Source organism: Flavobacterium sp. P21, from assembly GCF_050632225.1.
GTDB lineage: Bacteria > Bacteroidota > Bacteroidia > Flavobacteriales > Flavobacteriaceae > Flavobacterium.
In genome coordinates, this window is the sequence record NZ_CP192585.1 from 4,343,181 (window position 1) to 4,369,676 (window position 26,496).

The window sequence follows — 26,496 nt, forward strand, 5'->3', positions numbered from 1 at the left end:
TTATTCTTCTAAAAAGTCTTCTAAAAACCCAATAAACTTTTTTCCATCTGCCGACCACCGTAATCCTTGTCCGTTTTCTATTCTTGCCTCATAAACCAAACCATGTTTATAATGATAAAAAATATTCCACCAAGTTTTATAGCCTATGATATAGTAAATTAATCTTTGGGCTGACAAACGTTTTTGTTCCCGATTTCCTTTTATTTCTCCCAAAATACTATTTGTGTTTCTACCTGCGTGTTTTTCCCAAGCCCGCACCGCTATAGAAATATCTTTATTATAAGGCTCAAAACAACTTTTTATAAGTAATTCTCTTGGTGGCGGAATCCCAGTTTCATCACGTCGACTGGCAGAAGTTAAACGCTGTCCTAAAATGAGGAGCAGAATTTCAAAAGGTGTTTCTTCAAACATTTTGATAAGATTGGGTCTCAATTGACCTGGTTCGTTTTCAAAACTTTCAAAAACAGCTTTAAAACAAAACATTTTATCTTGTAATGTTACTAGAATTTCATCTTTAAAATAAGGCTTTCTGAGAAACTCTTTTTTCTGTTTATAAAAAAACGAAGCATATGCTCAAAAAGGACAAGATGTTCGTCTATTAAAAACAGACCATACTTTTCTTTCCATTCTGGACTCAAATCTGGAATTACAGCTTTTATTTCTTTTAAGAGATCGAGTTTCATTATTAATCACAGCAAATTATGTTTTCTTTTTTTCTAATTGATCTAAAATATATTTCATCAAATTAAAATTAGCAGACGCATTATCCAAAATCCAAGCATCAGAAGTCACAGCGATCCAATTACTTTCTGCAATGACTTTATCAGGATTATAAACCAATTCCACTTTCCAATCATATTGATTTTCTAAGGCTATTTCTTCAATTATCTTTTTCAATCTTCCACTATTTGAAACAGGTTTATCAAAAAACCAATGAATCGTTTTAATCTTTTCTTTTTTGTAGAAATCAGCAATCATTTCTATTGCCTGTGACGTTTGTTTCACTCTCTTATAAGTTCCGTGAACACTTGACAAATCACGAATAAAACCATCCTGTCCTTTAAAAACATAAGCATTTGACAAAATACTTTCTAATAAAATCAAAGCGTTAAAACCATCTATAGCAATTTCTTTTCCTTCTAAATCGGAACTTTGAATTTCTTTAGATTGTCGATCTTCAATTTGACTTTGAGAAGCACTCATTCCGCGAACTGCCTGTTGCTGTCGAGAATTTAAGCGATATCGGTTTCCGACTAAAGCTAATGTTGCTTTTTCGCCATAACCTCTACTCAGAAAATAAGACAAATCTGTCACGGCTTCTTTTAGTTTCAATTGTATTTTCTCCGTTCCGAATAAAATATCGTCACTTGCTTCTTTTCCTCTGTTTTTTAAATCTGCCATATTGCTAATTTATAAAACATATTACGTTTTTGAATAAAATTATACCTAACAGGTTTTAGAAACCTGTTAGGAAAACAAACCTAAATCCCAAAAAAGCTTTTAGAATTCCTAGTCGTTTCCTCCGCCACTTTATCTAAAGTAATTCCTTTAAACTGTGCAATTGTTCCGGCAACATACGGCAGAAAAGCAGGTTCGCAACGGCGTTCGTGGTATTTCTTTAAAAGGCTGTTCGGGACATTTTTAGGAAGCATAAACGGCGCATCGGTTTCAATCATCATTCGGTCGAGCGGTACGTACTGAATGACTTCTTTTAAATGGCTGAAACGTTTGAGATCTGAAATCGCTCCCGTAAAACCCAGATAAAATCCGTTATCGAGATAGGTTTTCGCTTCTTGCAACGTTCCCGCAAAACAATGCACAACGGCCTTTGGCAATTGCGGTAAATAGTCTTTGGTAATATTCATAAACGAACTAAAAGCGTTTCTTTCATGCAAAAACAACGGTTTCTGAACTTCAATCGCCAATTCGAGCTGGGCTTTGTAACATTCTTCCTGTTTGTTTCGGGGTGAAAAGTCACGATCAAAATCGAGTCCGCATTCGCCTACGGAAACTACCTGTTTCAGTTCTAATAATTTCCTTAGTTTCGAAATACTCTGCGCATCAAAACTCTTCGCATCATGCGGATGTATTCCCGCCGTAGCGTACAACACGCCAGGATACTGCCTCGCAATCTTCGCAGATTCTTCGCTATTTCGTACGCTGGTGCCTGTGAGTATCATTTGCGATACGTCGGCGTCGAGCGCGTCTTGTACGACATCGTCTATGTCGTTTTGGAATTGTTTGTTGGTTAGGTTAATTCCTATGTCTATATATGTTTTCATTTTTTTTGTTTTTTGCCACTAAGGCACTAAGACACAAAGTTTTTTTATTCTTTGTGTTGGTTATTATTTTATTAATCTCGCAAAGGCGCAGAGTCGCTAAGTTTTTTGTTTCACGCAGATTTTGCAGATTCTAGCAGATTTAAAATAATTTTTATAAATAATCTGCGAGCATCTGCTTAAATCTTTTTAAATCTGCGTGAAAAAATCTCTAACCGTAATGTTTGTAATTTCTATATACAGTACGGAAAAACCTTTGCCCTTTGTTACTTTGTCACTTTGAACCTCGAAGAAAAACTAGTCTTCTCGGCTCCCATCATCCGCCATTCTAACCAATTTAGGTGTAAACTTGGCAACCACATCCACTAAATCTTGTTGCGCTTCCATAACCTGATGGATATCTTTATACGCCATTGGGGCTTCGTCTAGACCTGCTCCGATAAGCGTAACACCATGATCTTTCAAAATAGATTTCATTTCGGTTTGTGTGATGTTTTTTATGGCTTGGGTTCTGCTCATTTGTCTTCCTGCTCCATGCGAAGCCGAATTAATAGCGTTCTCCTCGCCTTTTCCTCTCACCAAAAATCCCGGTGCGGTCATACTTCCCGGAATGATTCCCATAACGCCTTTTCCGGCTGGAGTTGCTCCTTTTCTATGTACGATCACTTCTTCGCCGTTCCAGATTTCTTTCCAGGCGAAATTATGATGGTTTTCAACTTTGGCTAAAATCGTCGCTCCCAAAGCGCGTTCCATTTTGTTATGGATAATCTCGTGACAAGCCGAAGCGTAATCTCCCGCCAAATTCATCGCCAGCCAGTATTCTTGTCCTAATTGCGAATTCATATCTAAATACGCTAAGTTTTTGGCCACTTCTGGAAGTTTGCACTCGTCTTTGGCGATTTTAGTATAATGTCCGGCAATGGTTGCTCCCATTCCGCGTGAACCAGAATGCGTTAACAAAGCAACGTATTTTCCTTTTGGGATATTCAAAACTGCATCGTCTTGGGCAAATTCCATGATTCCGAATTCTACAAAGTGATTCCCACCACCCGAAGATCCTAATTGCGACCAGGCTTTATCTTTCAAGTTCTTCACAAACGGATTCATATTAAAAGTCTCGTTCTCCAAAACCGCATGATCTGATTTGTACTGACCGTGAAATCCGTGACCTGCTCCAAAAATAGAATTCGCAATCAATTCTTTTTTGAATTTGGCTTCGTTTTCAAAGTAAAAATCCTCTGGAATATCGTAAACTGACAACGCCATTCTACACCCAATATCAACGCCAACACCATACGGAATAATGGCATTTTTTGTCGCTAAAACGCCGCCAATCGGTAATCCGTAACCTTGGTGCGCGTCTGGCATTAAAGCTCCGGCAACTGTAACGGGAAGTTTCATAGCAACTTCCATTTGTTTTCTGGCTCCGTCTTCGATATGATCTAATCCGTAAGCTGAATAGGCATTTGGATTTTCATTTAAAGCAATAAAATCTTCTGGTTTTTCATTCGATTTTTCGATCAAAGCCACAGCCAGTTTGCTGAAGATTTTATCGCCTATATAATTTTCCGGAGTTTCTAAGACGTTTTTGAAATTTGCAATCATTTCGTCTCTTGTGAATCCGTTTCTTTTGCTGTTTATTTTTAATGCGATTCCGATTATTTTTCCTTCTGGGAATCCTAATTCTAATATATCTGTACCGTTTATTTGTGTTTTCATTTTTTTTGTTGTTTTGATAGTACAAAGATTGTTTTGTACTGCGCAGTTATTTTGCTTAATAAGAATTATAATTTTAATTCTTTAAAAATATTATCCACAATCTTTTCTTTTATAACCACTTTATCGTTATTAAATTCTATAAAATCATCTGTCCAGCAATCCGAAAATTCTGTTGCAACTTCATGACCATTTAGACACAATTTATTCATACCATCTAATCCAGAACTTCCACAACATCCTTGAAACCTTTTTGTATCAGAATGGTCTTTTAGATTATAATTATCTATAGGAACAATAATAGATCTTTTAAGAGATGCTTCCTGCGTTTGAATAAAAAAATGATTTTCTGGCATTATACCAAAATCGTAATCCCATAATTCATTTGACTCAATTAACTCATTGGTCAATTCAGTTTCACATTCCTTGCAGTAAATTTTAATAGTTCTCATAACTGTTTCGTTTTAACATGACAAAGATTTCAAAACCACTACGCAATTATTTTGCGCAGTAAAAAAAGAATTTTAAATTTGAGTAAAAAACAACATGAATTTAGAGAAAATCTATTCTGAATTACTCTCAAAAATTGGCTTTTCAGCAAATGAAATTCAGCAAAACTGGTTGGATTTAGAAAAGGCATATTCCCATAAATCAAGGTATTACCACAATCTCACGCATTTAAAAGAAATGATTGAGAGCTTTGAAATTTATAAAGACAAACTTCAAAATCCTGGCGAAATATTATTTTCTATTTTTTATCATGATTTTGTTTACTCGGCTTCTAAAAAAGATAACGAACTTAAAAGTGCTGAGTTTGCTGTATCTATTTTTACAGATATTAAACCCGACAGGTTTCAAAAACCTGTCGGGTTTGCAAAATTTGATCGTCAATTAGTTTTTGATGCCATCTGCGCAACACAACAACATCAGCAAAATGAAATTGAAGATATTAATTGGTTAATCGATTTTGATTTGAAAATCCTTGCTAAAGATTGGGAAGATTATCAAATCTATTTCGAACAAATTAGAAAAGAATACCGCATTTATCCTGATTTTCTATACAAACCTGGACGTGCCAAAGCGTTGAAGCACTTTTTGGAGAATGAATTTATTTTTCAAACCGAGGAATTTAGGAATTTATATGAAGAAAAAGCAAGAATTAATATTGAAAAAGAGATTTCATTATTAATGTAGAGACGCAATTCATTGCGTCTACGCAACGAATATCAACAATGTGTTAGACGCATTGAAATGCGTCTCTACGGAAAATTGGAACGAAAATAAAATAATTGAAAACGAAATTTCATTATTAACGTAAATGCGTGAGGGATTGAGGCGGTATCCTTTTATGAAGCGATAGCGGAATAAAAGATATAGCCGAAAGCCCGGCCCGGAGGGACACGCCCAAAAACAACATAACAATGTCACAAAACAAAAACGCCTTAATTCGGTACAAGACAATCGATAAATGTCTGCAAAATAAATACCGGCAATGGACTCTGGAAGATTTAATCGAATGTTGTTCTGAAGCTTTATTTGAATATGAAGGAAGAGAAAACCCAATCAGCAAGCGAACCATTCAAATGGATATTCAGCTGATGCGAAGTGAAAAACTCGGTTATAATGCACCAATCGTGGTTTACGATAAAAAGTATTATAAATATGAAGACGAAGATTTTTCGATAACCGATATTCCGCTGACGGAAACTGATATGAATGTTTTGACTGAAACGGTTTCGATGTTGAAACAATTTAAAGATTTTTCTCTTTTTAATGATGTATCAGATATTCTACAGCGGTTGGAGGACAAAATCTACGCCGAAAAATCACATACAAAGCCAGTAATCTATTTGGATAAAAATGAGAATTTAAAAGGTTTACATTATCTGGATGAAATTTATCAGGCAATTATCAAAAAGATGGTTTTGATAATTACTTATAAATCTTTTAAATCCAGAGAAGAAACGAAATTCCATTTTCATCCTTTTATATTGAAGGAATTCAATAATCGATGGTTTTTAGTCGGAAAGAAAAAAGCATCGCGACCCATTACAAATTTAGCATTGGATAGAATTATTTCGATTGACTACGATTTTAACCTTCCATATATAGAAGAAGATTTTGATGCTGATACTTATTATAAAAATGTAATTGGCGTTACCGTTAATTCGGGATTAAAACCCAGACGAATCGAACTTTGGATTGATGCTGTAAATGCACCGTATGTTTTGACAAAACCTTTGCATCCGTCTCAGCGATTAATTAAAGAAAATGAAGATCATAGTATTATTGTACACATTTTTCTTTTGCCTAATTATGAAATGGAACGTATATTATTAGGTTTTGGCGACGGAATTAAAGTTCTCCGTCCCGAATACCTTCGAAACAGAATGAAAAAAATCCTTCAAAAAGCAATTTCCAGATACGAACCTGGAAATAATACTGAATTAAACCTATAATTTTTTGAATAATACCGAATTAAACCTCGTTTTAAAATCAAAAAAGATTTTTTACCGCATGAATTTTGTTAAAATTTCAAAAAAGAATAGTATATTTCAGTTAAAATTTAACCATAAAACCCTAGAAACCAAAGACATTTTTTAATTAACCAAAAATTTATTTAAAAATAATATGCATGCATAGTATTTTTTAATTATATTTGAAATCGATATAGTTACCTATGAAAGACAAAACGATAGATTATATTTTGAGAGCGACATGGCAAGCTGTTTCAAGAATGTATAACGAAGAAGCGGCAAAGTACGATGCCACAATGGCAACAGGATTTGCTCTTTTAAGTATGGACAAGGAAGAAGGAACTCCGTCAACGGCTCTTGGCCCAAGAATGGGAATGGAAGCCACCAGCTTAACAAGAACCTTAAAATCTATGGAAGAAAAAGGTTTAATTGTTCGCAAGAAAAACCCAAGTGACGGCCGAGGCGTTTTGATCTATCTGACCGAATTTGGAAAAGAAAAAGAGATTTATCTAAAAATACAGTTCTAAAGTTTAATGAAACGGTTCGAAAACATGTTTCGGAAGAAAAACTGAAACATTTTATCGAAGTTTCTGAAATCATCAACGAACTGATTCACGATAAAAACATATTTAATCAAACAGAAAACACAGAAGAAAAATAATCAATTTTTGATTGTCCTGATTCTGTAAAAAAACAAATAATAACTAATATGAAACGCACAATTAAAAAAGTTGCTGTAATTGGATCCGGAATTATGGGTTCAGGTATAGCTTGTCATTTTGCTAATATTGGTGTTGAAGTTTTACTTCTTGACATCGTACCGCGCGAATTGACCGAGGCTGAAGCTAAAAAAGGATTAACTCTTGAAAGTAAAGCTGTTCGCAACCGAGTGGTAAACGAGCACTTGGCGAATTCATTAAAATCGAAACCATCTCCTATTTACAGTCAGAAATTCGCAAACCGAATCACGACTGGAAATACGACGGATGATATGGCAAAAATTGCTAATGTTGACTGGATTATCGAGGTTGTTGTTGAGCGTTTAGACATTAAGAAATTAGTTTTTGAACAAATCGAGAAATTCCGTAAACCGGGAACTTTAGTTACATCTAACACTTCTGGTATTCCAATTCATTTTATGAGTGAAGGAAGAAGCGAAGATTTCCAACAAAACTTCTGCGGAACACACTTTTTAACCCTGCGCGTTACTTAAAATTATTTGAAATTATTCCTGGTCCAAAAACTTCTACTGAAGTATTGGATTTCTTAAACGAATACGGATCTAAATTCTTAGGAAAAACTTCGGTTGTTGCTAAAGATACTCCGGCGTTTATTGGAAACAGAATTGGTATTTACGGAATCCAGAGTTTATTCCACTTAGTGAAAGAAATGGGATTAACAATTGAAGAAGTTGATAAATTGACTGGCCCAGTAATTGGTCGCCCAAAATCGGCTACTTTCCGTACCGTTGACGTTGTTGGATTGGATACTTTGGTACACGTTGCCAATGGTATTTATGAAAACTGCCCGAACGACGAACAACACGAATTGTTCAAACTTCCTGATTTCATCAACAAAATGATGGAGAATAACTGGTTAGGAAGCAAAACTGGACAAGGTTTTTACAAAAAAGTAGATAAAGATATTCTTTCTTTAGACTTAGATACATTAGAATATAGAGCCGCAAAAAAAGCAAATTTTGCAACTTTAGAATTAACTAAAACTATCGACAAACCTATTAATCGTTTTAAAGTTTTAGTAAAAGGAACAGACAAAGCGGGAGAATTCTACCGCAAAAGCTTTGCTGGAATGTTTGCTTACGTTTCAAACAGAGTTCCTGAAATCACAGACGAATTCTACAAAATTGACGACGCTATGAAAGCTGGTTTTGGATGGGAAAATGGTCCATTCGAAATCTGGGATGCAATTGGTGTTGAAAAAGGAATCGAAATCATGAAAGCGGAAGGTTTAGAGCCTGTCGCATGGGTAAACGAAATGTTGGCTTCTGGAAGCAAAAGTTTCTATTCTGTAAAAGAAGGAGCGACTTATTTCTATAACATTCCAACAAAATCACAAGTAAAAGTTCCTGGACAAGATTCATTCATTATCCTAAACAACATTCGCGAAAGCAAAAAAGTTTGGAGCAATAGTGGAGCAATTATTCAGGATTTAGGAGATGGAATCTTGAACTTAGAATTCCAATCTAAAATGAATACAATTGGTGGCGATGTACTTCAGGCTATCAATAAAGCAATCGACTTGTCTGAAAAAGAATATCAAGGTTTAGTTATTGGAAACCAAGCCGCAAATTTCTCTGTTGGAGCTAATATCGGAATGATTTTCATGATGGCAGTTGAGCAGGAATACGACGAATTGAATATGGCAATTAAATTGTTCCAAGATACTATGATGCGTGTTCGTTACTCTTCTATTCCAGTTGTAGTTGCACCTCACGGAATGACTTTTGGTGGTGGATGCGAAATGAGCTTACACGCTGATAAAGTGGTTGCTGCTGCAGAAACGTACATGGGATTAGTTGAATTTGGAGTTGGAGTTATTCCTGGTGGTGGTGGTTCAAAAGAAATGACTTTAAGAGCTTCAGATTTATTCCGCAAAAACGACGTGGAATTGAATGTTCTTCAAGAGTATTTCTTAACAATCGCTATGGCTAAAGTTTCGACTTCTGGTTATGAAGCTTTTGATACTGGACTTCTTCAACATGGAAAAGATGTTATTGTAGTAAACAAAGATCGTCAGATCGCTGAAGCTAAAAAACATGCATTGTTAATGGCCGAAGCTGGTTATACACAGCCTATCAGAAGAAATGATATTAAAGTTTTAGGAAAACAAGCTTTAGGTATGTTCTTAGTTGGAACAGATCAAATGCAAGCTGGAAAATACATTTCTGAGCACGACAAGAAAATCGCTAACAAACTGGCTTACGTAATGGCTGGAGGTGATTTATCTGAAGCAACTTTAGTATCTGAACAATATTTATTAGATATCGAACGTGAAGCTTTCTTGAGTTTATGTACAGAAAGAAAAACTCTGGAGCGTATTCAATATATGTTAACTAAAGGAAAACCGCTTCGTAATTAGAGAATAAGATGAAAGAAGCAAGAAGCAAGACTTCAAAACAAAGTTTTGTCTTTTCTCTTGCCTCTTGCCTCTTTCTTCTAAAAAATCTTAAAAAAACAAAAACAAATGAAAACAGCATATATAGTAAAAGCATATAGAACAGCAGTTGGAAAAGCTCCAAAAGGTGTTTTTAGATTTAAAAGACCTGATGAATTAGCCGCAGAAACCATTCAGTTTATGATGGATGAACTGCCTGATTTCGACAAAAAACGTATCGATGACGTTATGGTAGGAAACGCCATGCCGGAAGCGGAACAAGGTCTAAACGTTGGACGTTTGATCTCTTTGATGGGATTAAAAGTTGAAGACGTTCCTGGTGTAACAGTAAACCGTTACTGTGCATCTGGATTAGAAACTATCGGAATGGCGACTGCTAAAATCCAATCAGGAATGGCAGATTGTATCATCGCTGGTGGTGCAGAAAGTATGAGTTATATTCCGATGGGAGGTTACAAACCAACTCCGGATTATAAAGTTGCGACTGAAGGTCATGAAGATTACTACTGGGGAATGGGTTTAACGGCTGAAGCGGTTGCTAACCAATATAAAATCTCAAGAGAAGATCAAGATGAGTTTGCTTACAACTCTCACATGAAAGCTTTGAAAGCACAAGCAGAAGGAAAATTCGACAAACAAATCGTTCCAATTACTGTTGAGCAGACTTTCATCAACGAAAATGGAAAAAAGAAACCAAATCATACGTTGTAAACAAAGACGAAGGTCCAAGAGCAGGAACTTCTAAAGAAGCTTTAGCAGGTTTAAGACCCGTTTTTGCCGCTGACGGAAGTGTAACAGCTGGAAACTCCTCTCAAATGAGCGACGGTGTCGCATTCGTTTTAATTATGAGCGAAGAAATGGTAAAAGAATTAAATCTTGAGCCAATTGCACGTTTGGTAAACTTTGCATCTTCTGGTGTTGAACCAAGAATCATGGGTATTGGTCCTGTAAAAGCTATTCCAAAAGCCTTAAAACAAGCTGGTTTAACATTAAATGATATCGAGTTAATCGAATTAAACGAGGCTTTTGCTTCACAAGCCTTAGCTGTAACTCGCGAGTTAAACATAAATCCGGAAATCGTAAACGTAAACGGAGGAGCAATTTCTTTAGGACACCCTCTAGGATGTACTGGAGCGAAACTTTCTGTTCAGTTATTCGACGAAATGAAACGCAGAGGTAACAAATACGGAATCGTTTCTATGTGTGTGGGGACTGGGCAAGGAAGCGCTGGAATCTACGAGGTATTATAAGGAAGTATACACAATGTTTGTCATTCTGAGGAACGAAGAATCACACTAGCATTTCCACAAAGTAACCACTCAGTTTGTCATTTCGACGAAGGAGAAATCTCCGCGACGATTTTCCACACAGCTGATAATCTTTGTAGAGCTACTTGCGGAGATTCCTCGTTCCTCGGAATGACAAAAAAGCCGGAAATACTAAATTATAAAAGGTTATAAAATAAAAAACATACAAAAAAACATTAGCAATGGCAGATACAATCGAAAAAAACGTGACTCGTGGTGGTCAGTTTTTAGTTAAAGAAACAAAATGCGAGGATATCTTCACACCAGAAGATTTCTCTGAAGAGCAGTTAATGATGCGTGACTCTGTAAAAGAGTTCGTTGACAAAGAATTATGGGCGCATAAAGATCGTTTTGAGAAAAAAGATTATGCGTATACAGAAGCTTCTATGCGCAAAGCTGGAGAACTTGGACTTCTTGGAGTTGCGGTTCCAGAAGAATACGGCGGATTAGGAATGGGATTTGTTTCTACAATGTTAGTTTGCGACTACATTTCTGGGGCAACTGGTTCATTCTCTACTGCTTTTGGTGCGCATACAGGAATTGGAACTATGCCAATTACACTTTACGGATCTGAAGAACAAAAGAAAAAATACGTTCCGTTATTAGCTTCTGGAGAATGGTTTGGAGCTTATTGCTTAACTGAGCCAGGCGCAGGATCTGATGCTAACTCAGGAAAAACAAAAGCAGTTTTATCTGAAGACGGAAAATACTACTCTATTACTGGACAAAAAATGTGGATTTCGAATGCAGGTTTCTGCGGCTGTTTTCATCGTTTTTGCTCGTATTGGAGATGATAAAAATATTACAGGTTTCATCGTAGAAAACGATCCTTCAAACGGAATTTCTATGAATGAAGAAGAGCATAAATTAGGAATCCGTGCTTCTTCTACTCGTCAGGTTTTCTTCAACGATACTAAAGTTCCTGTTGAAAACATGTTGTCTGAAAGAGGAAACGGTTTCAAAATTGCAATGAATGCTTTAAATGTTGGTCGTATTAAATTGGTCATGCAAGATGTCTTGATGCTCAAAGAAGAGTTACTTCTGGAGCTGTAAAATATGCTAATGAAAGAATTCAGTTCAATACTTCTATTTCATCTTTTGGAGCTATCCGTTCTAAATTAGCTGAAATGGCTACTAACGCTTACGCTGGAGAAAGTGCTTCTTACCGTGCTCGCAAAAGACATCGAAGACAGAATCGCCGCACGTGAAGCAGAAGGAACAAGTCATCAAGAAGCTGAATTAAAAGGTGTTGAAGAATATGCTATTGAGTGTTCTATCTTGAAAGTAGCAGTTTCTGAAGACGTTCAATCTTGTTCTGACGAAGGAATTCAGATTTTTGGTGGAATGGGATTCTCTGAAGATACTCCTATGGAAAGTGCTTGGAGAGATGCTCGTATCGCTCGTATCTACGAAGGAACAAACGAAATCAACAGAATGCTTTCTGTTGGTATGTTGATCAAAAAAGCAATGAAAGGACACGTTGATTTACTTGGGCCAGCAATGAAAGTTCAAGAAGAATTAATGGGAATTCCATCTTTTGACACTCCAGATTTCTCTGAATTATTCTCTGAAGAAAAAGGAATTATCGCTAACCTTAAGAAAGTTTTCTTAATGGTAGCAGGAAGCGCTGTTCAAAAATACGGTCCAGAATTAGATGCTCACCAACAATTATTGATGGTCGCTTCTGATATCTTAATCGAAATCTACATGGCTGAAAGTACAATTTTGAGAACTGAAAAATTAGCGAAAGCTCAAGGTGAAGATAAAGTTCAAGAGCAAATCGCTATGGCAAAATTATACTTATATAAAGCGGTTGATATCGTAAACTTAAGAGGAAAAGAAGGAATTGCTTCTTTTGCTGAAGGTGACGAACAACGCATGATGTTAATGGGACTTAAACGTTTCACTAAATATACTAATCTGCCAAATGTTGTGGCACTTAGAGAAAAAATTGCGACAAAATTAGTAGCAGAAGATACATACTGCTTCTAATATAAAGATAGTTTTTAGCTTTTAATTTGTTATAAACCCGCACAAGTCCGAAACTGTGCGGGTTTATTTTTTTGTTTTCATCTGAAACACAGAACCTGAAAAGCGCAATATTTTTGCAGTGATTTGCAAATAATTCGTTAAAATTGAAATTAAAACGTTTTAGTATAGTTAAATATTAAATACATTCCATTATATTTAGCATTCTAAAAAACTAAAAACATGAAACAACTTAACCTAATTACAATTTTATTTTTTCTGGTGCTATCCACAAATTCATTCGCACAGAAAAACAAAAAACTCGACATTATCGCTTATTATACTGGTGATTCTAAGCTTATTGATGAATATGAAGTCAATAAATTGGACCAAATTATATTCAGTTTTTGCCATTTAAGAGATGGCAAATTAAGCGTGGATTCTCCTAAAGATTCTTTAACAATTAAACATTTGGTTGCTTTAAAAGCAAAAAATCCACAATTGAAAATCGTTCTTTCACTTGGTGGATGGGGAGGTTGTGAACCTTGTTCAGTCGCTTTTTCAACTCCAGAAGGTCGTTTGAAATTTGCAAAATCAGTAAAAGAAGTAAGCAACTATTTCAAGGTTGATGGATTAGATTTAGATTGGGAATATCCATCTATAGAAGGTCTTCCGGGGCATTTGTATCAAGTCATGCGGATAAACCAAATTTTACTGATCTTCTTAAAATTCTACGTTCAACATTAGGAAAAAAATATGAATTGAGTTTTGCCGCAGGAGGTTTTCAAAAATGTTTAGATGAATCTATAGACTGGAAAGGCGTAGCGCCATATGTAAATCGCATCAATATTATGAGCTACGATTTAGTAAACGGATATTCTAAAGTTACTGGGCATCATACACCATTATATGGTACAAATCCGAAAGAAGAATCAACAGACAGAGCTGTAACTTATTTATTAAAAGCAGGTGTTCCCGCAGAAAAATTAGTTATTGGTGGTGCATTTTATACAAGGCAATGGAAAAATGTAGAAAACATCAATAACGGTTTGTATCAAGCTGGAGAACATACACAAGGAGTTGATTTTAAAAACTATGATACAACTTATACAGAAGCTAACGGTTGGAAATACTTCTGGGATGATAAAGCAAAAGCACCATATTGGTACAATGCTCAAACCAAAACTTTCGCAACATCTGATGATCTTAAATCGATAAAAGCCAAATCAGAATATGCAAAACAAAAAAACTGGGAGGCATTATGTTTTGGGAACTTACCTTAGATAAAACGCGTGACGGAATGGTTAACGCTATTTACGAAGTCATAAAAGCAAAATAATTTAAAAAAATAAAACGGCAGTTATTAAAAAATAGTCGCCGTTTTTTTATTTGAAAAGATTAATTAAAGTCCTTTATTGAACCTTCGTTTTATCCAATTCTCCGATAAACGGAATTGCTTCTAAAATTTCGCTTCTAATAATCGTTTGCAAATAAACTTCAAGCTGAATAAACTTTGCGGCATTTATAGCGCCAATTGCTTTCTTGGCTTGATTATAAGTCTTTTCATATAATTTCTCATAAGCAATATGATTTTTTAAAGTTCCTTTTGCCAATTCATCTGCTTTGGCATCTGTCAAGGTTGCATAATTTGCCGCATAATCATTAATAAGCTGAAATTTTGTTTGGCCTAAAGCTTTTCGTTCTGTTTCGTAATTATCATATACTTTAGTAAATGCTCGCAGACTTGAGTATCCGACAAATTCATGTATTGTTTTACTAAATCACTTTTAGATTTTCCGTAAAGACTTTGCAACACTTCTACATCTTCTTTGAATGAAGACTGCGCATTAACTGAAAACGTGGCAATAGCCATAATAAAAATAAGACTTAACTTTTTCATAGTTTTGATTTTTAATTTGTTCTTAAAAAATTATGCACTCTTAAATTATATTGATTTTAGACTTTCCATTAAGTTGTGTTCTAAAAAAAGGAATATTGATACACTGCTGATAAGGCATAATAATCCAGTCCGTTATTGGTAAAAGCCCCAACATGGTATTGAAATCGAATAGATTGTCCTTTTGCAATTGGTGTCGAAAATGTACCACCTACTCTCCAATTATCAATTTGGCTAGCTTCGGGAATACCGTCAATTATTGTTTTTCCTCCAAAAAACCAAGTTGTATTAAAACCAATCCACATTTGATTTTTAAAATAATAACTCGCATGTGCCTGCAAACTATACGTAGGCTTTTGTTCCATCTTTTTTCCTAAAAAATCATTATTATCGGTATAAAACCAAACTCCTCCGTAAGCTTCTGCATATACATGCGCGAATCGTTTCGAAACACCAATTTCGGGTTTTATTCCCCAACGGTTTGTCCCAATATTCACTCGCTTATCATCATAATATCTTCCTGTAGGAATTGAGGTTACCAAACTAACCCCTAAAATTGTTTTTTGCTGAAAAGATCTAAATTCACTTTTATCAAGTGCAGGAGAGCCAAGCAAATTGATTCCAAAACGCACTTTTGTATCAGCAAAACCAGTTCTTGAACCCGTCACCATATCGCCGGCAACTAAAGCAGAACCATCCATGAAAGTAAACGGAAGTGAAACTTGAATACGCGCTAACTTATTTGCCAAACCAAAAGTCCTGACATAACTCGCCGCAATATTATGACTCTGAATTTTAAAATCGGAAATGGGCAAAGAAGGTTCAGTAACAACATTTCCATCCATGAAGACATATCCAAGCGCCGCTACATTTAACTTTTTGGGCACATTGGCATAAGCTCTTGGTTCTAAATCTTGACCATAATTTATAATTGTCAATAAAAAAAGTGTTACGCAGAAGTATTTTTTCGGAAAAACAGAACAGTATTTTTTTGGCATAAATTAAAGAATTGGCGAAACCGTTAAATTATAACTCTTACTTTTTAATCTCATCAGTTTTAGGTGGGTGCACTTCACCATCATAAGAAATTGGAGCCCTATTGTTACTGCTGACCGATAAAGAAGCTCCTCCATCAGAAAAAATAGTAAACAAAAGATCGAAAACATCATCTTTGCCTTTTACGGTAGCTTTCACAGTAACCTTTTTTTTGCTTTTATCTATTTTGATATTTTCAGGAACTCCTTCGAATTTAATTCCGCCATCGCCTCCGTAAGCCACATTGTAAGCTCGTCCAAAAAATGGAAGATCGCAGGTTGTTTTTGTTTCATTGAATTTCAAAAAATAAGTATTGTAATCTAGATTTAAAAGTCTTCCTCCTTGCGGAGTAGCTTTTTGGGCTTCAAAAACAAAATTTTTAGAATCAATTAAAGCTTCGATTTCTTTTTGTTTTTGCAATTCGCGTTCTGCTTTAAGTTCTTTTTTGGATTTTTCCTGTGCTAAAACAGAAAAACTCAAGAAACAGGATAACACTAATAAAATGGATAATTTAACTGACATAAAATATAAATTTAATAGAGTTAAAATAGAATGATTTTTATTTTTTGGTAAATCGCATCATAGCAATATCTCCAGAAATAAAATTTAAAGTTTTTCCGTCATCGGTAATATCATACGATGTTATTTTTTGAAGCGTGCTCATAAAAACTTGCTCTCCTTGCCCATCCATACACATCATTTTTGTGACTGCCATTGGTTGCGTAAAATCAATTTTATTGCCGTCAAGAACTAATTTTCCTGTAAAAGAGTTACAACTGTTGTTTCCTGAAACCTGATTTTCTTTTGTATTAAAATTGATCGTCGGTTTTTTATTTGGATACAAACCATCAAAAGTTATTCGGGGACCAGTAATATAATTTAGTTCCCAGTTTCCATCTAGTTTCGAAACTGAATCTGTTTTTTGGCATTTGCATGAAATTAGCATTGCGGCAAAGAAAACAAGGGTAAAAAAATTCTTCATCATAACGTTAAGCATTAAAAATTAATGAATTATAAAACGAGACTTGGGAAATTTTTCGTTAAAAAGCTATACGAATTTAAGCAATATTTTTGTGTTTTGTGCTCAAAGCGTCATTAATTTACTCTTAATAGTTTTAGATTTATTTAACTTTTAGACTAAATTTTATCGGCTTTTTTATGTTAAATTTACTTAATTATTAATTTAAATGCCTCTAATATGAAAAAAGCAATTGTTTCTTTCGCTATAATTACAGCCTTAGTCATTGGCTGTAAGACCAATACAAAATCAAATGACGCCAAAACTTTGACTGTAAATTTGGAGCCAAAAAGCAACAGTACCGTTAGCGGAACTGCTACTTTTACAGAGAAAAATGGAAAAGTAACCTTTGTTGCAAAAGTTGCCGGATTACAGCCTGGCGTTCACGCAATCCACATTCATGAAAAATCAGATTGTTCTGCCGCAGACGGAAGTTCAGCTGGAGGACACTGGAATCCAACTTTCAAAAAACATGGAAAATGGGGAGTTGGCGAATACCATAAAGGCGATATCGGGAACTTTACTGCAGATGCAAAAGGAAACGGAACAATCACTTTAACAACAGACGAATGGTGTGTTGGCTGTGGCGATGCAACCAAAGATGTTTTAGGAAAAGGATTGATCGTGCACCAAGGAACAGATGATTTCACAACGCAACCTACTGGAAATGCAGGTGGTAGAGTTGCTTGCACTGGAATCATCAAATAATAAAAAATTGCAATAACCACTATTTTTTCACAAAATCTAGTGGTTATTTCATTTTAAATGAATCCTAAGACAAGAAAAAAATTAGCTTTGCATTTTCAAATTAAAGTTAATGATCAACGCATCGGCACCAGGCTGGATAGATAAGTTTTTTAGCGAACAAAAGTTTTCAGAAGCTATTCCTTTTGAAACTACAGATTCTTTCTACTATAAAGTAAGAGAAACTGGTTTTATATATGGACATATCATTGCTATTGATTCGCACATTCCTATTCCAATAAAAGGCTGGTTCAAGACCGAAATTTCAAAAGTTGCGTTACTAAATACTTTGTATCATGTTTTTTGTTTAGAAAAAAGAAATTCTGAACCAAACAATTTTATTTCTGAAGCTTTAAAATTCTACAACCAAATGAATCCAGAAGGATTTAATTTGTTTAAAATTTTGCTTCCAAAAGACACTCCTTCTCTTTCATTAGAAAACATAATTGACCAAAGAGTTCAAACAAACGACAGTATCATCAGTAAAAACTTTTCGCATTTAGTTACTAATGCTTTATTGTTTATTGATGTTTTGGCTTTTAGGCAATATTTGGAACACGGCTCAATTCCTGAAAAATATTTAAAACGTATTGAAGAAACCGTTTTAGGAATTGTAGGGCTTGCATTAAAAACAAAAACCGTCAAATCACAGCACGACGATTTATTGATAAAACTTTTCGAAGCTTCTATTCGTTATTCTAAATTTTCGAAAGTTACTGTTGAAACTCTTGAAACTTTATCTTTGGATTATTTCAGTAATACGCTAGAGCACTATTATTTAATCGATATGGCTGGAATGGCTTTATGGAGTGATGGCGTTGTAGAGAATGAAGAAGCTTATTTCCTATATTCGTTAGGTTCGATGATGAATACTTCGGATGATTTTGTTACAAAAAGCATTGAAACGACCAACGCATTCATTACAACTCATAAAAAGAAAATCCCGTATTTTAATTATTCAAATCCGGTAAAACATTTTTACGATCAAATGACGCATACGGTTGTAAAACTGATAATTAGAAACAAAAACCGACTAGTAAAAGAAATTGTTCAAAGCAAAGAATTGATGGTGCTTTTGGCTTATTCTACAACCAGAGATTTGGATGCCAAAGAAAAGAAAAAGTAAAAAAACAGCTTTTGGACATCTGTAAAACGATTCCGTCATTGACAATCTTTTTACTTCCTGGAGGAAGTTTGCTATTGCCAATTCTGATTAAGTTTATTCCAACTATGCTTCCGTCAGCTTTTAATGAAAATCTTGACGAAAACGAATAAAAAAAATCGCCCTTTTGAGGCGATTTTTTGTTTTCTATTATAAATCTAGTTGATAAACTGAATCCAGTTCATCATTTGAACTGATTGTTACATTCAAATCAGTTACAAAACCAGAATTTAATCCGTAAACCCATCCATGAAGCATCAAATCCTGACCGTTTTTCCAAGCTCCCTGAACAATTGATGTTTTAGCCAAATTGTAAACTTGCTCTTTAGCATTGATTTCAACAAAAGCATTGAAACGCTCTGTTTCGTCTTCAATTGAATTCAAGTATTTATCATGCAGACGGTATTCATCTTTAATATGACGAATCCAGTTGTCAATAATACCAACTGATTGATTCCCCATAGCGACTTTTACACCACCGCATCCATAGTGTCCGCACACAATAATATGCTTGATTTTTAAAACATTTACCGCATAATCTAATACACTCAACATGTTCATATCAGAGTGAACAACCATATTTGCAATGTTTCTATGTACAAAAACTTCACCTGGTTTTGCTCCAACAATTTCGTTTGCAGGAACACGGCTGTCAGAACATCCAATCCACAATAATGGCGGCTGTTGCCCTTTAGCCAAATCCGCAAAATAATTAGGATCTTTTGCTAATGAAGTTTCAACCCACTTCTTATTGTTTTCTAATAACTGCTCATAAAATTTTCTCATTTTTTTTATTTTTTGAATGGTATTTCTATTGCACAAGTGCATCAAAAAGAACTTATGTAAAGTTACCTAAATTTTGACATTTCCTATGTCATAGAAATACTTTAATTTTTATTATTTGTTTTAAAATCCTTCTTTTATTGTTTCTTTTTTCACCAAAGCTCTTTTGGCAACGTCGTAATAATGTTCAATTGTAACATGATTATTATTATCTGGCGTGTTCTCCAACTCGTATGCTTCTTTAAAACCTTTCAGTTTTACTTTGATGTTTTCGTCGATAGCGCGGGTTTCTTTAAACTCGCGAATCAAATCCAAAACGTCATGCGCAATATACTCAGTATCATGAGCATTTATTACCACTTTAGAATTCTCTGGAATCTCATTCAGGGTTTGTTTGATAGCGACTTTGTTTAAGAAAGAAACTTCCTGAGCTAGATCGATATGAATAATATCTCCGTCTTCATATTCTTCTTTCTTGAAGATATAAGCTCTTTTTAGGTTTCCTCTCAAAACAAAAATAATACTGATTATAATTCCCAACGCAACCCCTTTCAGCAAATCTGTAGCAACAACAAAGACTAATGTTGCTATAAAAGGCACAAATTGATATTTGCCCTTTTCCCAGAAATGCATGAAAGTTGCTGGTTTAGCTAATTTATAACCTACTAAAATTAAAACTGTAGCCAAAGTTGCTAATGGAATCTTATTTAAAATTGCCGGAATCGACAAAACACTAATCAATAAAAACAAGCCGTGAATAATGGTTGACATTTTAGATTTTGCACCTGCATTATTATTTGCAGATGATCTAACCACTACAGAAGTCATTGGTAAACCGCCTAAAAGAGAGCTGATCATATTACCAATTCCTTGTGCTCTAAGCTCAACATTAGTATCTGTATAACGCTTTTGAACATCCATTCTATCCGAAGCTTCAATACATAATAATGTTTCAATAGAAGCTACAATTGCAATTGTAATAGCTACAACCCAAACTTGCGGATTTGTAACTGCGCTGAAATTTGGAAGAATCAAAATCGATTTAAAATCATCAAAAGATTTTGGAACTGGCAACGAAACCAAATGTTCTTTTGCAATAGCCAATGAACTTCCTGATGAAACAAAAATTTCATTAAGCACAACACCCAAAATAACTGCAACCAATGCACCCGGAACTAATTTTAAGCGCTTTAAAAATGGTACTCTATCCCAAGCAAGCAGTACAACTAATGAAACCGCAGAAATTACGACAGCACCCAATTGAATATGATTAATAACATCAAATAAAAACGAGAACGAATTACTTCCATCGTTTTGAATAAAAGCCTGATCGCCTTCAAAATCAGCATCATAACCAAAAGCGTGCGGTAATTGCTTTAAAATGATAATAATACCAATACCTGCCAACATTCCTTCAATTACATTGGTTGGAAAATAATTTGATATACTTCCGGCCTTCAAAAACCCTAATGCTAATTGAATTATTCCTGCGATAAAAACAGACAGTAAAAACACATCAAAAGCACCAAAATCAGTAATAGCGGTTAAAATAATTGCTGTTAATCCAGCGACAGGACCTGAAACACTAATATGCGATTGGCTTAAGTAACCTACTACTAAACCACCAACAACACCGGCAATAATTCCAGAAAATAACGGCGCTCCAGAAGCCATTGCTATACCTAAACACAACGGAAGAGCCACCAAGAAAACCACCAAACCTGAGGCAAAATCAGATTTTAGGTTAGCAAAAAGATTGATTTTTTTGTCATAACACAATACTAAAAAATTATTCATTAAAGATTGACCGCATTTATGCAAATGCAGTTCAGTTCAAGATAATCGGAAGTATTATGCTAAGTTGGGTGGTGGAGCGAAAATGCTCGGAGAGATATTCTCTAATTTTACAATATTTTCAGACGCTATGGTCTTTTTTTCAATATAAACTGGCACTATTACCTCATGCTGAAGTATTGCTGGGTAAACAGTCGCCTTAAGTTCTTTATGCGAGTGCTCCTCTTCAGAAAAACTGAAAAACATAGACGTATCATTGCTTTTCTTCAATAGCGTGACCACAGTTGGTGTTGCCAAGAAAGCAATAAATATGAATAATAATATGCGAGCAACTAATTTCATTGAGGCAAAAATAGCGTTAAAGAAATAAAATCAAAGTTTTTTTTATAGAAATTTAACATAAACAAAAAAGCAGAACGCAATTTGTATGCCGTTCTGCTTTTAAACTATTATTTTACAAAGACTTAAATCGTTTCTTCAAGCCATGCATTCATCATCCAAATTGTTTTTTCTTGCTCCGCAATAAAGTCGCTCATCATAGAATTTGTTCCTTCATCATTAATTTCGCCAGATTTATTTAAGATTTCTCTTTCTATTTTTAATAAATCTGATAGCGAATGAACAATCAATTGAACAGCTTTTTCATCATTTGATATATTTTTTCCAACTGTCAATTTATTATGTTTGATATAATCTTCAAATGTATGCAATGGAGTGCCACCAATGGTCAAAACTCTTTCAGCAATCATATCGATTTTAAGTTGTGAATCTGTATATAATTCTTCAAATTTCACATGAAGATCAAAAAAACGCTTTCCGCGAATGTTCCAATGAATTCCTCTTAAATTTTGATAATATACCTGAAAATTGGATAATAAAATATTCAATTCTTGTACTAACAATTCTGATTCTTTTACTGGTAATCCTAAAATATTTGTTTTCATAATCTATTTTTTACACTAATTTACTACAAATTTAAAGTAAGTTCAGAAAAAATTATATAAATAAAAATTATATTTTCTTATTTTTGCATCAAAAATTACTATCAATATGACTATAACTCAATTGCAATATGTTTTAGCTGTTGCCGAACATAAAAACTTTACTCTTGTCTGCCGAAAAGTGTTTCGTAACACAACCTACTTTAAGCATGCAGATTCAAAAATTGAAGAGGAACTGAATATTTTGATTTTTGATCGAAGCAAAAAACCAATTCAGCTGACAGATATTGGACAAAAAATAGTAAGCCAAGCCAAAAACATTGTAAACGAAGCAGACCGAATCAAAGATATTGTAGAACAACAAAAAGGTTTTATTGGCGGTGAATTCCGTTTAGGAATTATACCAACGATTATGCCTACGCTCATCGCCAATGTTTTTGAATAATTTCATCAAAAAATATCCAAAGGTTAAGCTTTTAATCGAAGAGCTTAATACAGAAGAAATTATTATAAAATTAAAAAACGGACATCTTGATGCTCGCAATTGCGGCAACACCACTTGAAGATGAAAAAATAAAAGAAATTGTTTTATACTTCGAGCCATTTGTAGCTTATATTCCTGAACATCATGCAAGTTTTGAAAAACAAGAAATTGAAGTTGCAGACTTAAATCTAAATGAAATCCTCCTTTTACAAGATGGGCATTGCTTCAGAGACGGAATCTTAAATCTTTGCAAAAGCGTTTCTGATATCGATCAAACTAATTTCCAGATTCAAAGTGGTAGTTTTGAAACTCTAATTAAATTAGCAGACGAAGGCCTTGGTACAACATTACTTCCGTATTTGCACACCTTGGATTTGAAAGAATCCGATAAACTGAAACTTCGAAACTTTAAGGAACCAAAACCTGCTCGAGAAGTAAGTTTGATTTACCCTAAAAGTGAATTAAAAATGCAAATCATTGATGCCCTCCGATCTACAATTGCCGGTGTTGTAAAAGGTGCAATTGTTTTTCAGAATGTTCAAATCATAAGTCCGCCGCAAAAGAAAGCGTAATAAAAAAGGAGCCAATTTGGCTCCTTTTCTTTTATACTTTTATCAGTAGTAGACTTTGTTTTAATTCTGGTTTTTCGATTACAAAACTTAACAACCATTCTTGTAATTGCTCCATTTCGTAAGGTAACAGTGTTTTGATAGCTTTTTCTAACTCTTTGCAGAAAAGCACCGGATCGAAACTTACTCTCTCAAGTATTGATTTCGTGTAATCAAACATCATTTTTGACATAATAAAATAAGATTTTTGGGGTTATCTAATTTTTTAAACTCGCACCAAATTTAAACAAATAACCTTTATAACGACTCTTTTTAACTATTTTTTTAAAAACTTTATCAACGAATACGTTTTCTTAAAACATATAACTCAATGTAGAACAATTCTAAATAATTGATTTAAGTGTTTTTAAAAGCGCGAAACATTTCTCGTTTTCCTGGAGGACCAGCCAATTTTTCGACAGTAAACCCAACCGAAATCATATTTCTTTTAACAACTCCGCGAGTCGCATATGTAACTAAAACGCCTTTTGGTTTTAAACTATTGTACATTTTTTGAAATATTTCCTCGCTCCACAACTCAGGTCGCACCCGATATCCGAAAGCATCGAAATAAATCAAATCAAAAGTTTCAAAATCGTCGATTTCATCAAAAAATTGTTTCCTTTTGGTTAACGAGAACGTGCCGCTAAGTTCGGTTTTCTCGTTCCATTCACTTTTATGCATTTTCTCAAAAATGTTGTCAAATTCCAATGCCTCTAATTCGGCAACATAATTCATCGCTAAAACCTCCTCAGCATTTACCGGATACGCCTCTACTCCAACATAATCAATAATCTGCTGTTTTCTTTCTGATTCTAAAAAAGTAATAAAAGCATTCAAACCAGTTCCAAAACCAATTTCTAAAATCGCTACCGGATTATTTTCAAATAAGGAAAGTCCGTTTTTAATAAAAACATGTTTGGCTTCTTGTATTGCACCATGTTTTGAATGATAGCTTTCATTCCATTCTTCCAAATGAATTGTCGTTGAGCCATCTAGCGTTTTAATTATTTCTCTTTTCACGATTTTCGAATTTTACAATGGTGTTTTACTGATTTTCAGTCTGTTTTAGTCATCAAATTTAGTCAAAACTAATGCGTAAAGCCTTAAAAAACCGCAGTTTTTTCATAAATTCTTTATAAAAGTTACTTAAAATTTTAGGTTTATTATAAGATAAATAAATCTCAGTCAAACACAGGAATTAATGCGGTTTTACCAAGGAAATTACATATTTTTCCGTAATTTTGCATTCAACAAAAAACTATTCTTCAGCAGATCACTACGTTATAAATTCATCTGTTAAGAATTCAATTCGATAAAACTTTACATAATTATGAGTACAACTCAAACAAGCAAAATTGAAATCAGAAAAGCTACTTCTTCTAAGATAAGCTCTGTAGACTTTGAAAACTTAAGCTTTGGTGCTGTATTTACAGACCATTTATTTGAATGTGATTACAAAAATGGACAATGGCAGACTCCGGTCATTAAGCCTTATGCACCAATTTTAATGGATCCTTCATCAAAAGTCTTTCATTATGGTCAAGCTATTTTTGAAGGAATGAAAGCTTACAAAGATGAAAATAATGATGTTTGGTTGTTCAGACCTGATGAAAACTACAAACGTTTCAACAATTCTGCAGTTCGTATGGCAATGCCAGAAGTTCCAGAAGATATTTTTATGGAAGGTTTAAATGAATTATTGAAAATCGACCAAGAATGGATTCAGAGAGGAAACGGAGCAAGTATGTACATCCGTCCTTTCATGATTGCTACAGGACCTGGAGTAATCGCAAATCCTTCTGATGAATATAAATTTATGATCTTGCTTTCTCCTGCAAAAGCATATTATGGAGGCGAAGTAAAAGTTATTATTGCTGAACATTACAGTAGAGCCGCAAATGGTGGTATCGGAGCCGCAAAAGTCGCTGGAAACTATGTTGCTCAATTCTACCCAACTAACTTGGCAAACAAAGATGGTTTCCAACAAGTTATTTGGACTGATGATGCAACGCACACAAAATTAGAAGAAGCGGGAACAATGAACGTTTTCTTCAGAATTAACGATACATTACTGACCGCTCCAACAAGCGAAAGAATTTTAGATGGTGTAACTAGAAAAAGTTTGATCGCAATGGCGGAAAAAGAAGGCCTTAATGTAGAAGTTCGTCCAGTTATTGTTTCAGAATTAGTTGAAGTCGCTAAAAATGGATCTTTAAAAGAAATTTTTGGAGCTGGAACTGCCGCAGTAATCAGCGTTATCAAAGGATTCTCTTATAAAGATGAATATTATGAAATGGCTCCAATTGAAAATTCATATGCTTCTTTCTTAAAAGAAAAACTAACTAGTCTTCAAAACAAACTTTCTGAAGATACGTACGGATGGACAGTTAAAGTACAATAATCCAAAACCACAATAAATAAAGAAACCCGATAGATTTAAAATTTATCGGGTTTTGTATTTTTATAATAATTTCGAAAAATCTGGCTTAAAATAATTCGGGCCTTTCATTACTTTTCCATCTTCACGATAGATAGGCTGGCCGTCTTCGCCAAGTTTACTCATATTACTACGCTGAATCTCATCAAAAACAGCTTCAATTTTGTCTTGAAGTCCGTGTTCAATTATTGTTCCGCATAAAATATACATCATATCGCCAAGAGCATCGGCAATTTCTACAATATCATTATTTTGAACCGCTTCAAGATATTCTTCGTTTTCTTCTTTCATCAAATTATAACGAAGCAGTTTTTTTGTTGCTCCCAAATCAGCAATTGGAGTCTGACTGTGGCCTATTTTAAAAGCAGTGTGAAATTCAGTTACTGCATCCAGTTGTTTCTTCATGTTTTTAATTGATTAAATGAATTGGCAAATTAGTAACAATTCGTGTACAATTCTCTAAATTTGCCAAAAATAATTTTAACTATGTTTAGTCAAGGACAAATAATATTCGGAGTCTGCTTTTTTATTGCTTTTGTAATCGTTATGATATTTGCATATCGAAAAGACCTGGCGCTTCATAAAATATTCTACAAAGGAAATTACAAAGTTTTGCTGGTGTTTTTACTTTTCATCGCTATTTTATTTGTGATCAAAATCTTTTAAAAAGATAAATCTCAAATCTTGATTTCTACTTACATAAAATAA

At 34.3% G+C, this 26,496-nt stretch carries 26 protein-coding genes and 5 pseudogenes; 14 read left to right on the top strand and 17 right to left on the bottom strand.

What is annotated here, in order from left to right; translation table 11 throughout:
- The 6 genes from ACQ9BO_RS21775 to ACQ9BO_RS21800 form a co-directional block, all read right to left on the bottom strand.
- Complete coding sequence (locus ACQ9BO_RS21775) at positions 1-483, bottom strand: hypothetical protein (protein ID WP_431242445.1); 483 nt, start codon at positions 481-483, stop codon at positions 1-3.
- A 17-nt stretch (positions 484-500) separates the two neighbouring features.
- Entirely contained in the window at positions 501-683 is a 183-nt protein-coding gene (locus ACQ9BO_RS21780; protein WP_431242446.1) for a hypothetical protein, read from the bottom strand.
- 16 nt (positions 684-699) lie between these two features.
- Positions 700-1,401 carry a DUF434 domain-containing protein gene (locus tag ACQ9BO_RS21785; protein WP_431242447.1) on the bottom strand — a complete coding sequence of 234 codons (702 nt, stop codon included), beginning with the start codon at positions 1,399-1,401 and terminating at the stop codon, positions 700-702.
- An 80-nt stretch (positions 1,402-1,481) separates the two neighbouring features.
- A complete protein-coding gene (locus ACQ9BO_RS21790) occupies positions 1,482-2,282 on the bottom strand; it encodes a TatD family hydrolase (protein WP_431242448.1) in 801 nt (266 codons plus the stop codon).
- Between the two features lie 294 nt (positions 2,283-2,576).
- The gene (locus ACQ9BO_RS21795; protein ID WP_431242449.1) at positions 2,577-3,998 is read right to left on the bottom strand and encodes an RtcB family protein; all 1,422 of its coding nucleotides are present in this window, start codon (positions 3,996-3,998) and stop codon (positions 2,577-2,579) included.
- 65 nt (positions 3,999-4,063) lie between these two features.
- Positions 4,064-4,447, bottom strand: coding sequence for a hypothetical protein (locus tag ACQ9BO_RS21800; RefSeq protein WP_431242450.1), 384 nt, complete (start codon positions 4,445-4,447; stop codon positions 4,064-4,066).
- 94 nt (positions 4,448-4,541) lie between these two features.
- Here ACQ9BO_RS21800 and ACQ9BO_RS21805 point away from each other — a divergent pair, with 94 nt between their 5' ends.
- From ACQ9BO_RS21805 to ACQ9BO_RS21840, 8 genes and pseudogenes are all read left to right on the top strand, one after another.
- Positions 4,542-5,189 (top strand): HD domain-containing protein, encoded by a 648-nt coding sequence (locus ACQ9BO_RS21805; protein ID WP_431242451.1) that lies wholly within the window; start codon positions 4,542-4,544, stop codon positions 5,187-5,189.
- A 227-nt stretch (positions 5,190-5,416) separates the two neighbouring features.
- On the top strand, positions 5,417-6,454 hold the full coding sequence (locus ACQ9BO_RS21810) for a helix-turn-helix transcriptional regulator (RefSeq protein WP_431242452.1): 1,038 nt from the start codon (positions 5,417-5,419) through the stop codon (positions 6,452-6,454).
- Between the two features lie 221 nt (positions 6,455-6,675).
- Positions 6,676-7,133 (top strand): annotated as a pseudogene (locus ACQ9BO_RS21815) (MarR family winged helix-turn-helix transcriptional regulator).
- 48 nt (positions 7,134-7,181) lie between these two features.
- A pseudogene (locus tag ACQ9BO_RS21820) lies at positions 7,182-9,571 on the top strand (3-hydroxyacyl-CoA dehydrogenase NAD-binding domain-containing protein).
- A gap of 105 nt (positions 9,572-9,676) precedes the next feature.
- A pseudogene (locus ACQ9BO_RS21825) lies at positions 9,677-10,857 on the top strand (thiolase family protein).
- A 239-nt stretch (positions 10,858-11,096) separates the two neighbouring features.
- Positions 11,097-12,906, top strand: a pseudogene (locus ACQ9BO_RS21830) (acyl-CoA dehydrogenase family protein).
- A 219-nt stretch (positions 12,907-13,125) separates the two neighbouring features.
- Complete coding sequence (locus ACQ9BO_RS21835) at positions 13,126-13,629, top strand: glycosyl hydrolase family 18 protein (RefSeq protein WP_431242453.1); 504 nt, start codon at positions 13,126-13,128, stop codon at positions 13,627-13,629.
- The gene (locus ACQ9BO_RS21840) at positions 13,527-14,165 is read left to right on the top strand and encodes a glycoside hydrolase family 18 protein (RefSeq protein WP_431242454.1); all 639 of its coding nucleotides are present in this window, start codon (positions 13,527-13,529) and stop codon (positions 14,163-14,165) included. The genes ACQ9BO_RS21835 and ACQ9BO_RS21840 overlap by 103 nt, the downstream gene beginning before the upstream one ends.
- A gap of 129 nt (positions 14,166-14,294) precedes the next feature.
- Here ACQ9BO_RS21840 and ACQ9BO_RS21845 read toward each other — a convergent pair whose 3' ends face one another.
- The 5 genes from ACQ9BO_RS21845 to ACQ9BO_RS21865 form a co-directional block, all read right to left on the bottom strand.
- Positions 14,295-14,519: a hypothetical protein gene (locus ACQ9BO_RS21845; protein WP_431242455.1), complete on the bottom strand. Its 225-nt coding sequence runs from the start codon at positions 14,517-14,519 to the stop codon at positions 14,295-14,297.
- A 50-nt stretch (positions 14,520-14,569) separates the two neighbouring features.
- On the bottom strand, positions 14,570-14,782 hold the full coding sequence (locus ACQ9BO_RS21850; protein ID WP_431242456.1) for a hypothetical protein: 213 nt from the start codon (positions 14,780-14,782) through the stop codon (positions 14,570-14,572).
- Between the two features lie 80 nt (positions 14,783-14,862).
- Entirely contained in the window at positions 14,863-15,717 is an 855-nt protein-coding gene (locus tag ACQ9BO_RS21855) for a transporter (RefSeq protein ID WP_431242457.1), read from the bottom strand.
- Positions 15,718-15,814: 97 nt separating this feature from the next.
- Positions 15,815-16,336 carry a DUF4251 domain-containing protein gene (locus tag ACQ9BO_RS21860; protein WP_431242458.1) on the bottom strand — a complete coding sequence of 174 codons (522 nt, stop codon included), beginning with the start codon at positions 16,334-16,336 and terminating at the stop codon, positions 15,815-15,817.
- A gap of 37 nt (positions 16,337-16,373) precedes the next feature.
- Complete coding sequence (locus tag ACQ9BO_RS21865; protein WP_431242459.1) at positions 16,374-16,799, bottom strand: META domain-containing protein; 426 nt, start codon at positions 16,797-16,799, stop codon at positions 16,374-16,376.
- A 213-nt stretch (positions 16,800-17,012) separates the two neighbouring features.
- Between ACQ9BO_RS21865 and ACQ9BO_RS21870 the strand changes: the two genes are divergently transcribed.
- The gene (locus ACQ9BO_RS21870; protein ID WP_431242460.1) at positions 17,013-17,540 is read left to right on the top strand and encodes a superoxide dismutase family protein; all 528 of its coding nucleotides are present in this window, start codon (positions 17,013-17,015) and stop codon (positions 17,538-17,540) included.
- Positions 17,541-17,649: 109 nt separating this feature from the next.
- A pseudogene (locus ACQ9BO_RS21875) lies at positions 17,650-18,851 on the top strand (LETM1-related biofilm-associated protein).
- A 37-nt stretch (positions 18,852-18,888) separates the two neighbouring features.
- Here ACQ9BO_RS21875 and can read toward each other — a convergent pair.
- The 3 genes from can to ACQ9BO_RS21890 all read right to left on the bottom strand — a co-directional run bounded on the left by can (position 18,889) and on the right by ACQ9BO_RS21890 (position 22,259).
- On the bottom strand, positions 18,889-19,524 hold the full coding sequence (gene can / locus ACQ9BO_RS21880) for a carbonate dehydratase (protein ID WP_431242461.1): 636 nt from the start codon (positions 19,522-19,524) through the stop codon (positions 18,889-18,891).
- 120 nt (positions 19,525-19,644) lie between these two features.
- A complete protein-coding gene (locus tag ACQ9BO_RS21885) occupies positions 19,645-21,318 on the bottom strand; it encodes a SulP family inorganic anion transporter (protein ID WP_431242462.1) in 1,674 nt (557 codons plus the stop codon).
- A gap of 461 nt (positions 21,319-21,779) precedes the next feature.
- Positions 21,780-22,259 carry a Dps family protein gene (locus ACQ9BO_RS21890; RefSeq protein WP_132989911.1) on the bottom strand — a complete coding sequence of 160 codons (480 nt, stop codon included), beginning with the start codon at positions 22,257-22,259 and terminating at the stop codon, positions 21,780-21,782.
- A gap of 106 nt (positions 22,260-22,365) precedes the next feature.
- On the opposite strand from ACQ9BO_RS21890, the gene ACQ9BO_RS21895 reads away from it, so the two are divergent.
- Together ACQ9BO_RS21895 and ACQ9BO_RS21900 are read left to right on the top strand one after the other, a co-directional pair.
- The gene (locus ACQ9BO_RS21895) at positions 22,366-22,701 is read left to right on the top strand and encodes a LysR family transcriptional regulator (RefSeq protein WP_431242463.1); all 336 of its coding nucleotides are present in this window, start codon (positions 22,366-22,368) and stop codon (positions 22,699-22,701) included.
- 89 nt (positions 22,702-22,790) lie between these two features.
- Positions 22,791-23,312, top strand: a complete 522-nt coding sequence (locus tag ACQ9BO_RS21900; protein ID WP_431242464.1) for a LysR substrate-binding domain-containing protein — start codon at positions 22,791-22,793, stop codon at positions 23,310-23,312.
- Between the two features lie 31 nt (positions 23,313-23,343).
- On the opposite strand, the gene ACQ9BO_RS21905 is transcribed toward ACQ9BO_RS21900, so the two are convergent.
- Complete coding sequence (locus ACQ9BO_RS21905) at positions 23,344-23,541, bottom strand: hypothetical protein (RefSeq protein ID WP_026730370.1); 198 nt, start codon at positions 23,539-23,541, stop codon at positions 23,344-23,346.
- A 164-nt stretch (positions 23,542-23,705) separates the two neighbouring features.
- Positions 23,706-24,371 (bottom strand): tRNA (5-methylaminomethyl-2-thiouridine)(34)-methyltransferase MnmD, encoded by a 666-nt coding sequence (gene mnmD / locus ACQ9BO_RS21910; protein ID WP_431242465.1) that lies wholly within the window; start codon positions 24,369-24,371, stop codon positions 23,706-23,708.
- A gap of 310 nt (positions 24,372-24,681) precedes the next feature.
- On the opposite strand from mnmD, the gene ACQ9BO_RS21915 reads away from it, so the two are divergent.
- The gene (locus ACQ9BO_RS21915) at positions 24,682-25,752 is read left to right on the top strand and encodes a branched-chain amino acid aminotransferase (protein ID WP_431242466.1); all 1,071 of its coding nucleotides are present in this window, start codon (positions 24,682-24,684) and stop codon (positions 25,750-25,752) included.
- A gap of 60 nt (positions 25,753-25,812) precedes the next feature.
- Here the strand turns inward: ACQ9BO_RS21915 and ACQ9BO_RS21920 are convergent, their stop codons facing one another.
- Entirely contained in the window at positions 25,813-26,193 is a 381-nt protein-coding gene (locus tag ACQ9BO_RS21920; protein WP_431242467.1) for a hypothetical protein, read from the bottom strand.
- Positions 26,194-26,274: 81 nt separating this feature from the next.
- Between ACQ9BO_RS21920 and ACQ9BO_RS21925 the strand changes: the two genes are divergently transcribed.
- Positions 26,275-26,454 carry a hypothetical protein gene (locus ACQ9BO_RS21925; RefSeq protein WP_431242468.1) on the top strand — a complete coding sequence of 60 codons (180 nt, stop codon included), beginning with the start codon at positions 26,275-26,277 and terminating at the stop codon, positions 26,452-26,454.
- Positions 26,455-26,496 lie beyond the last annotated feature (42 nt).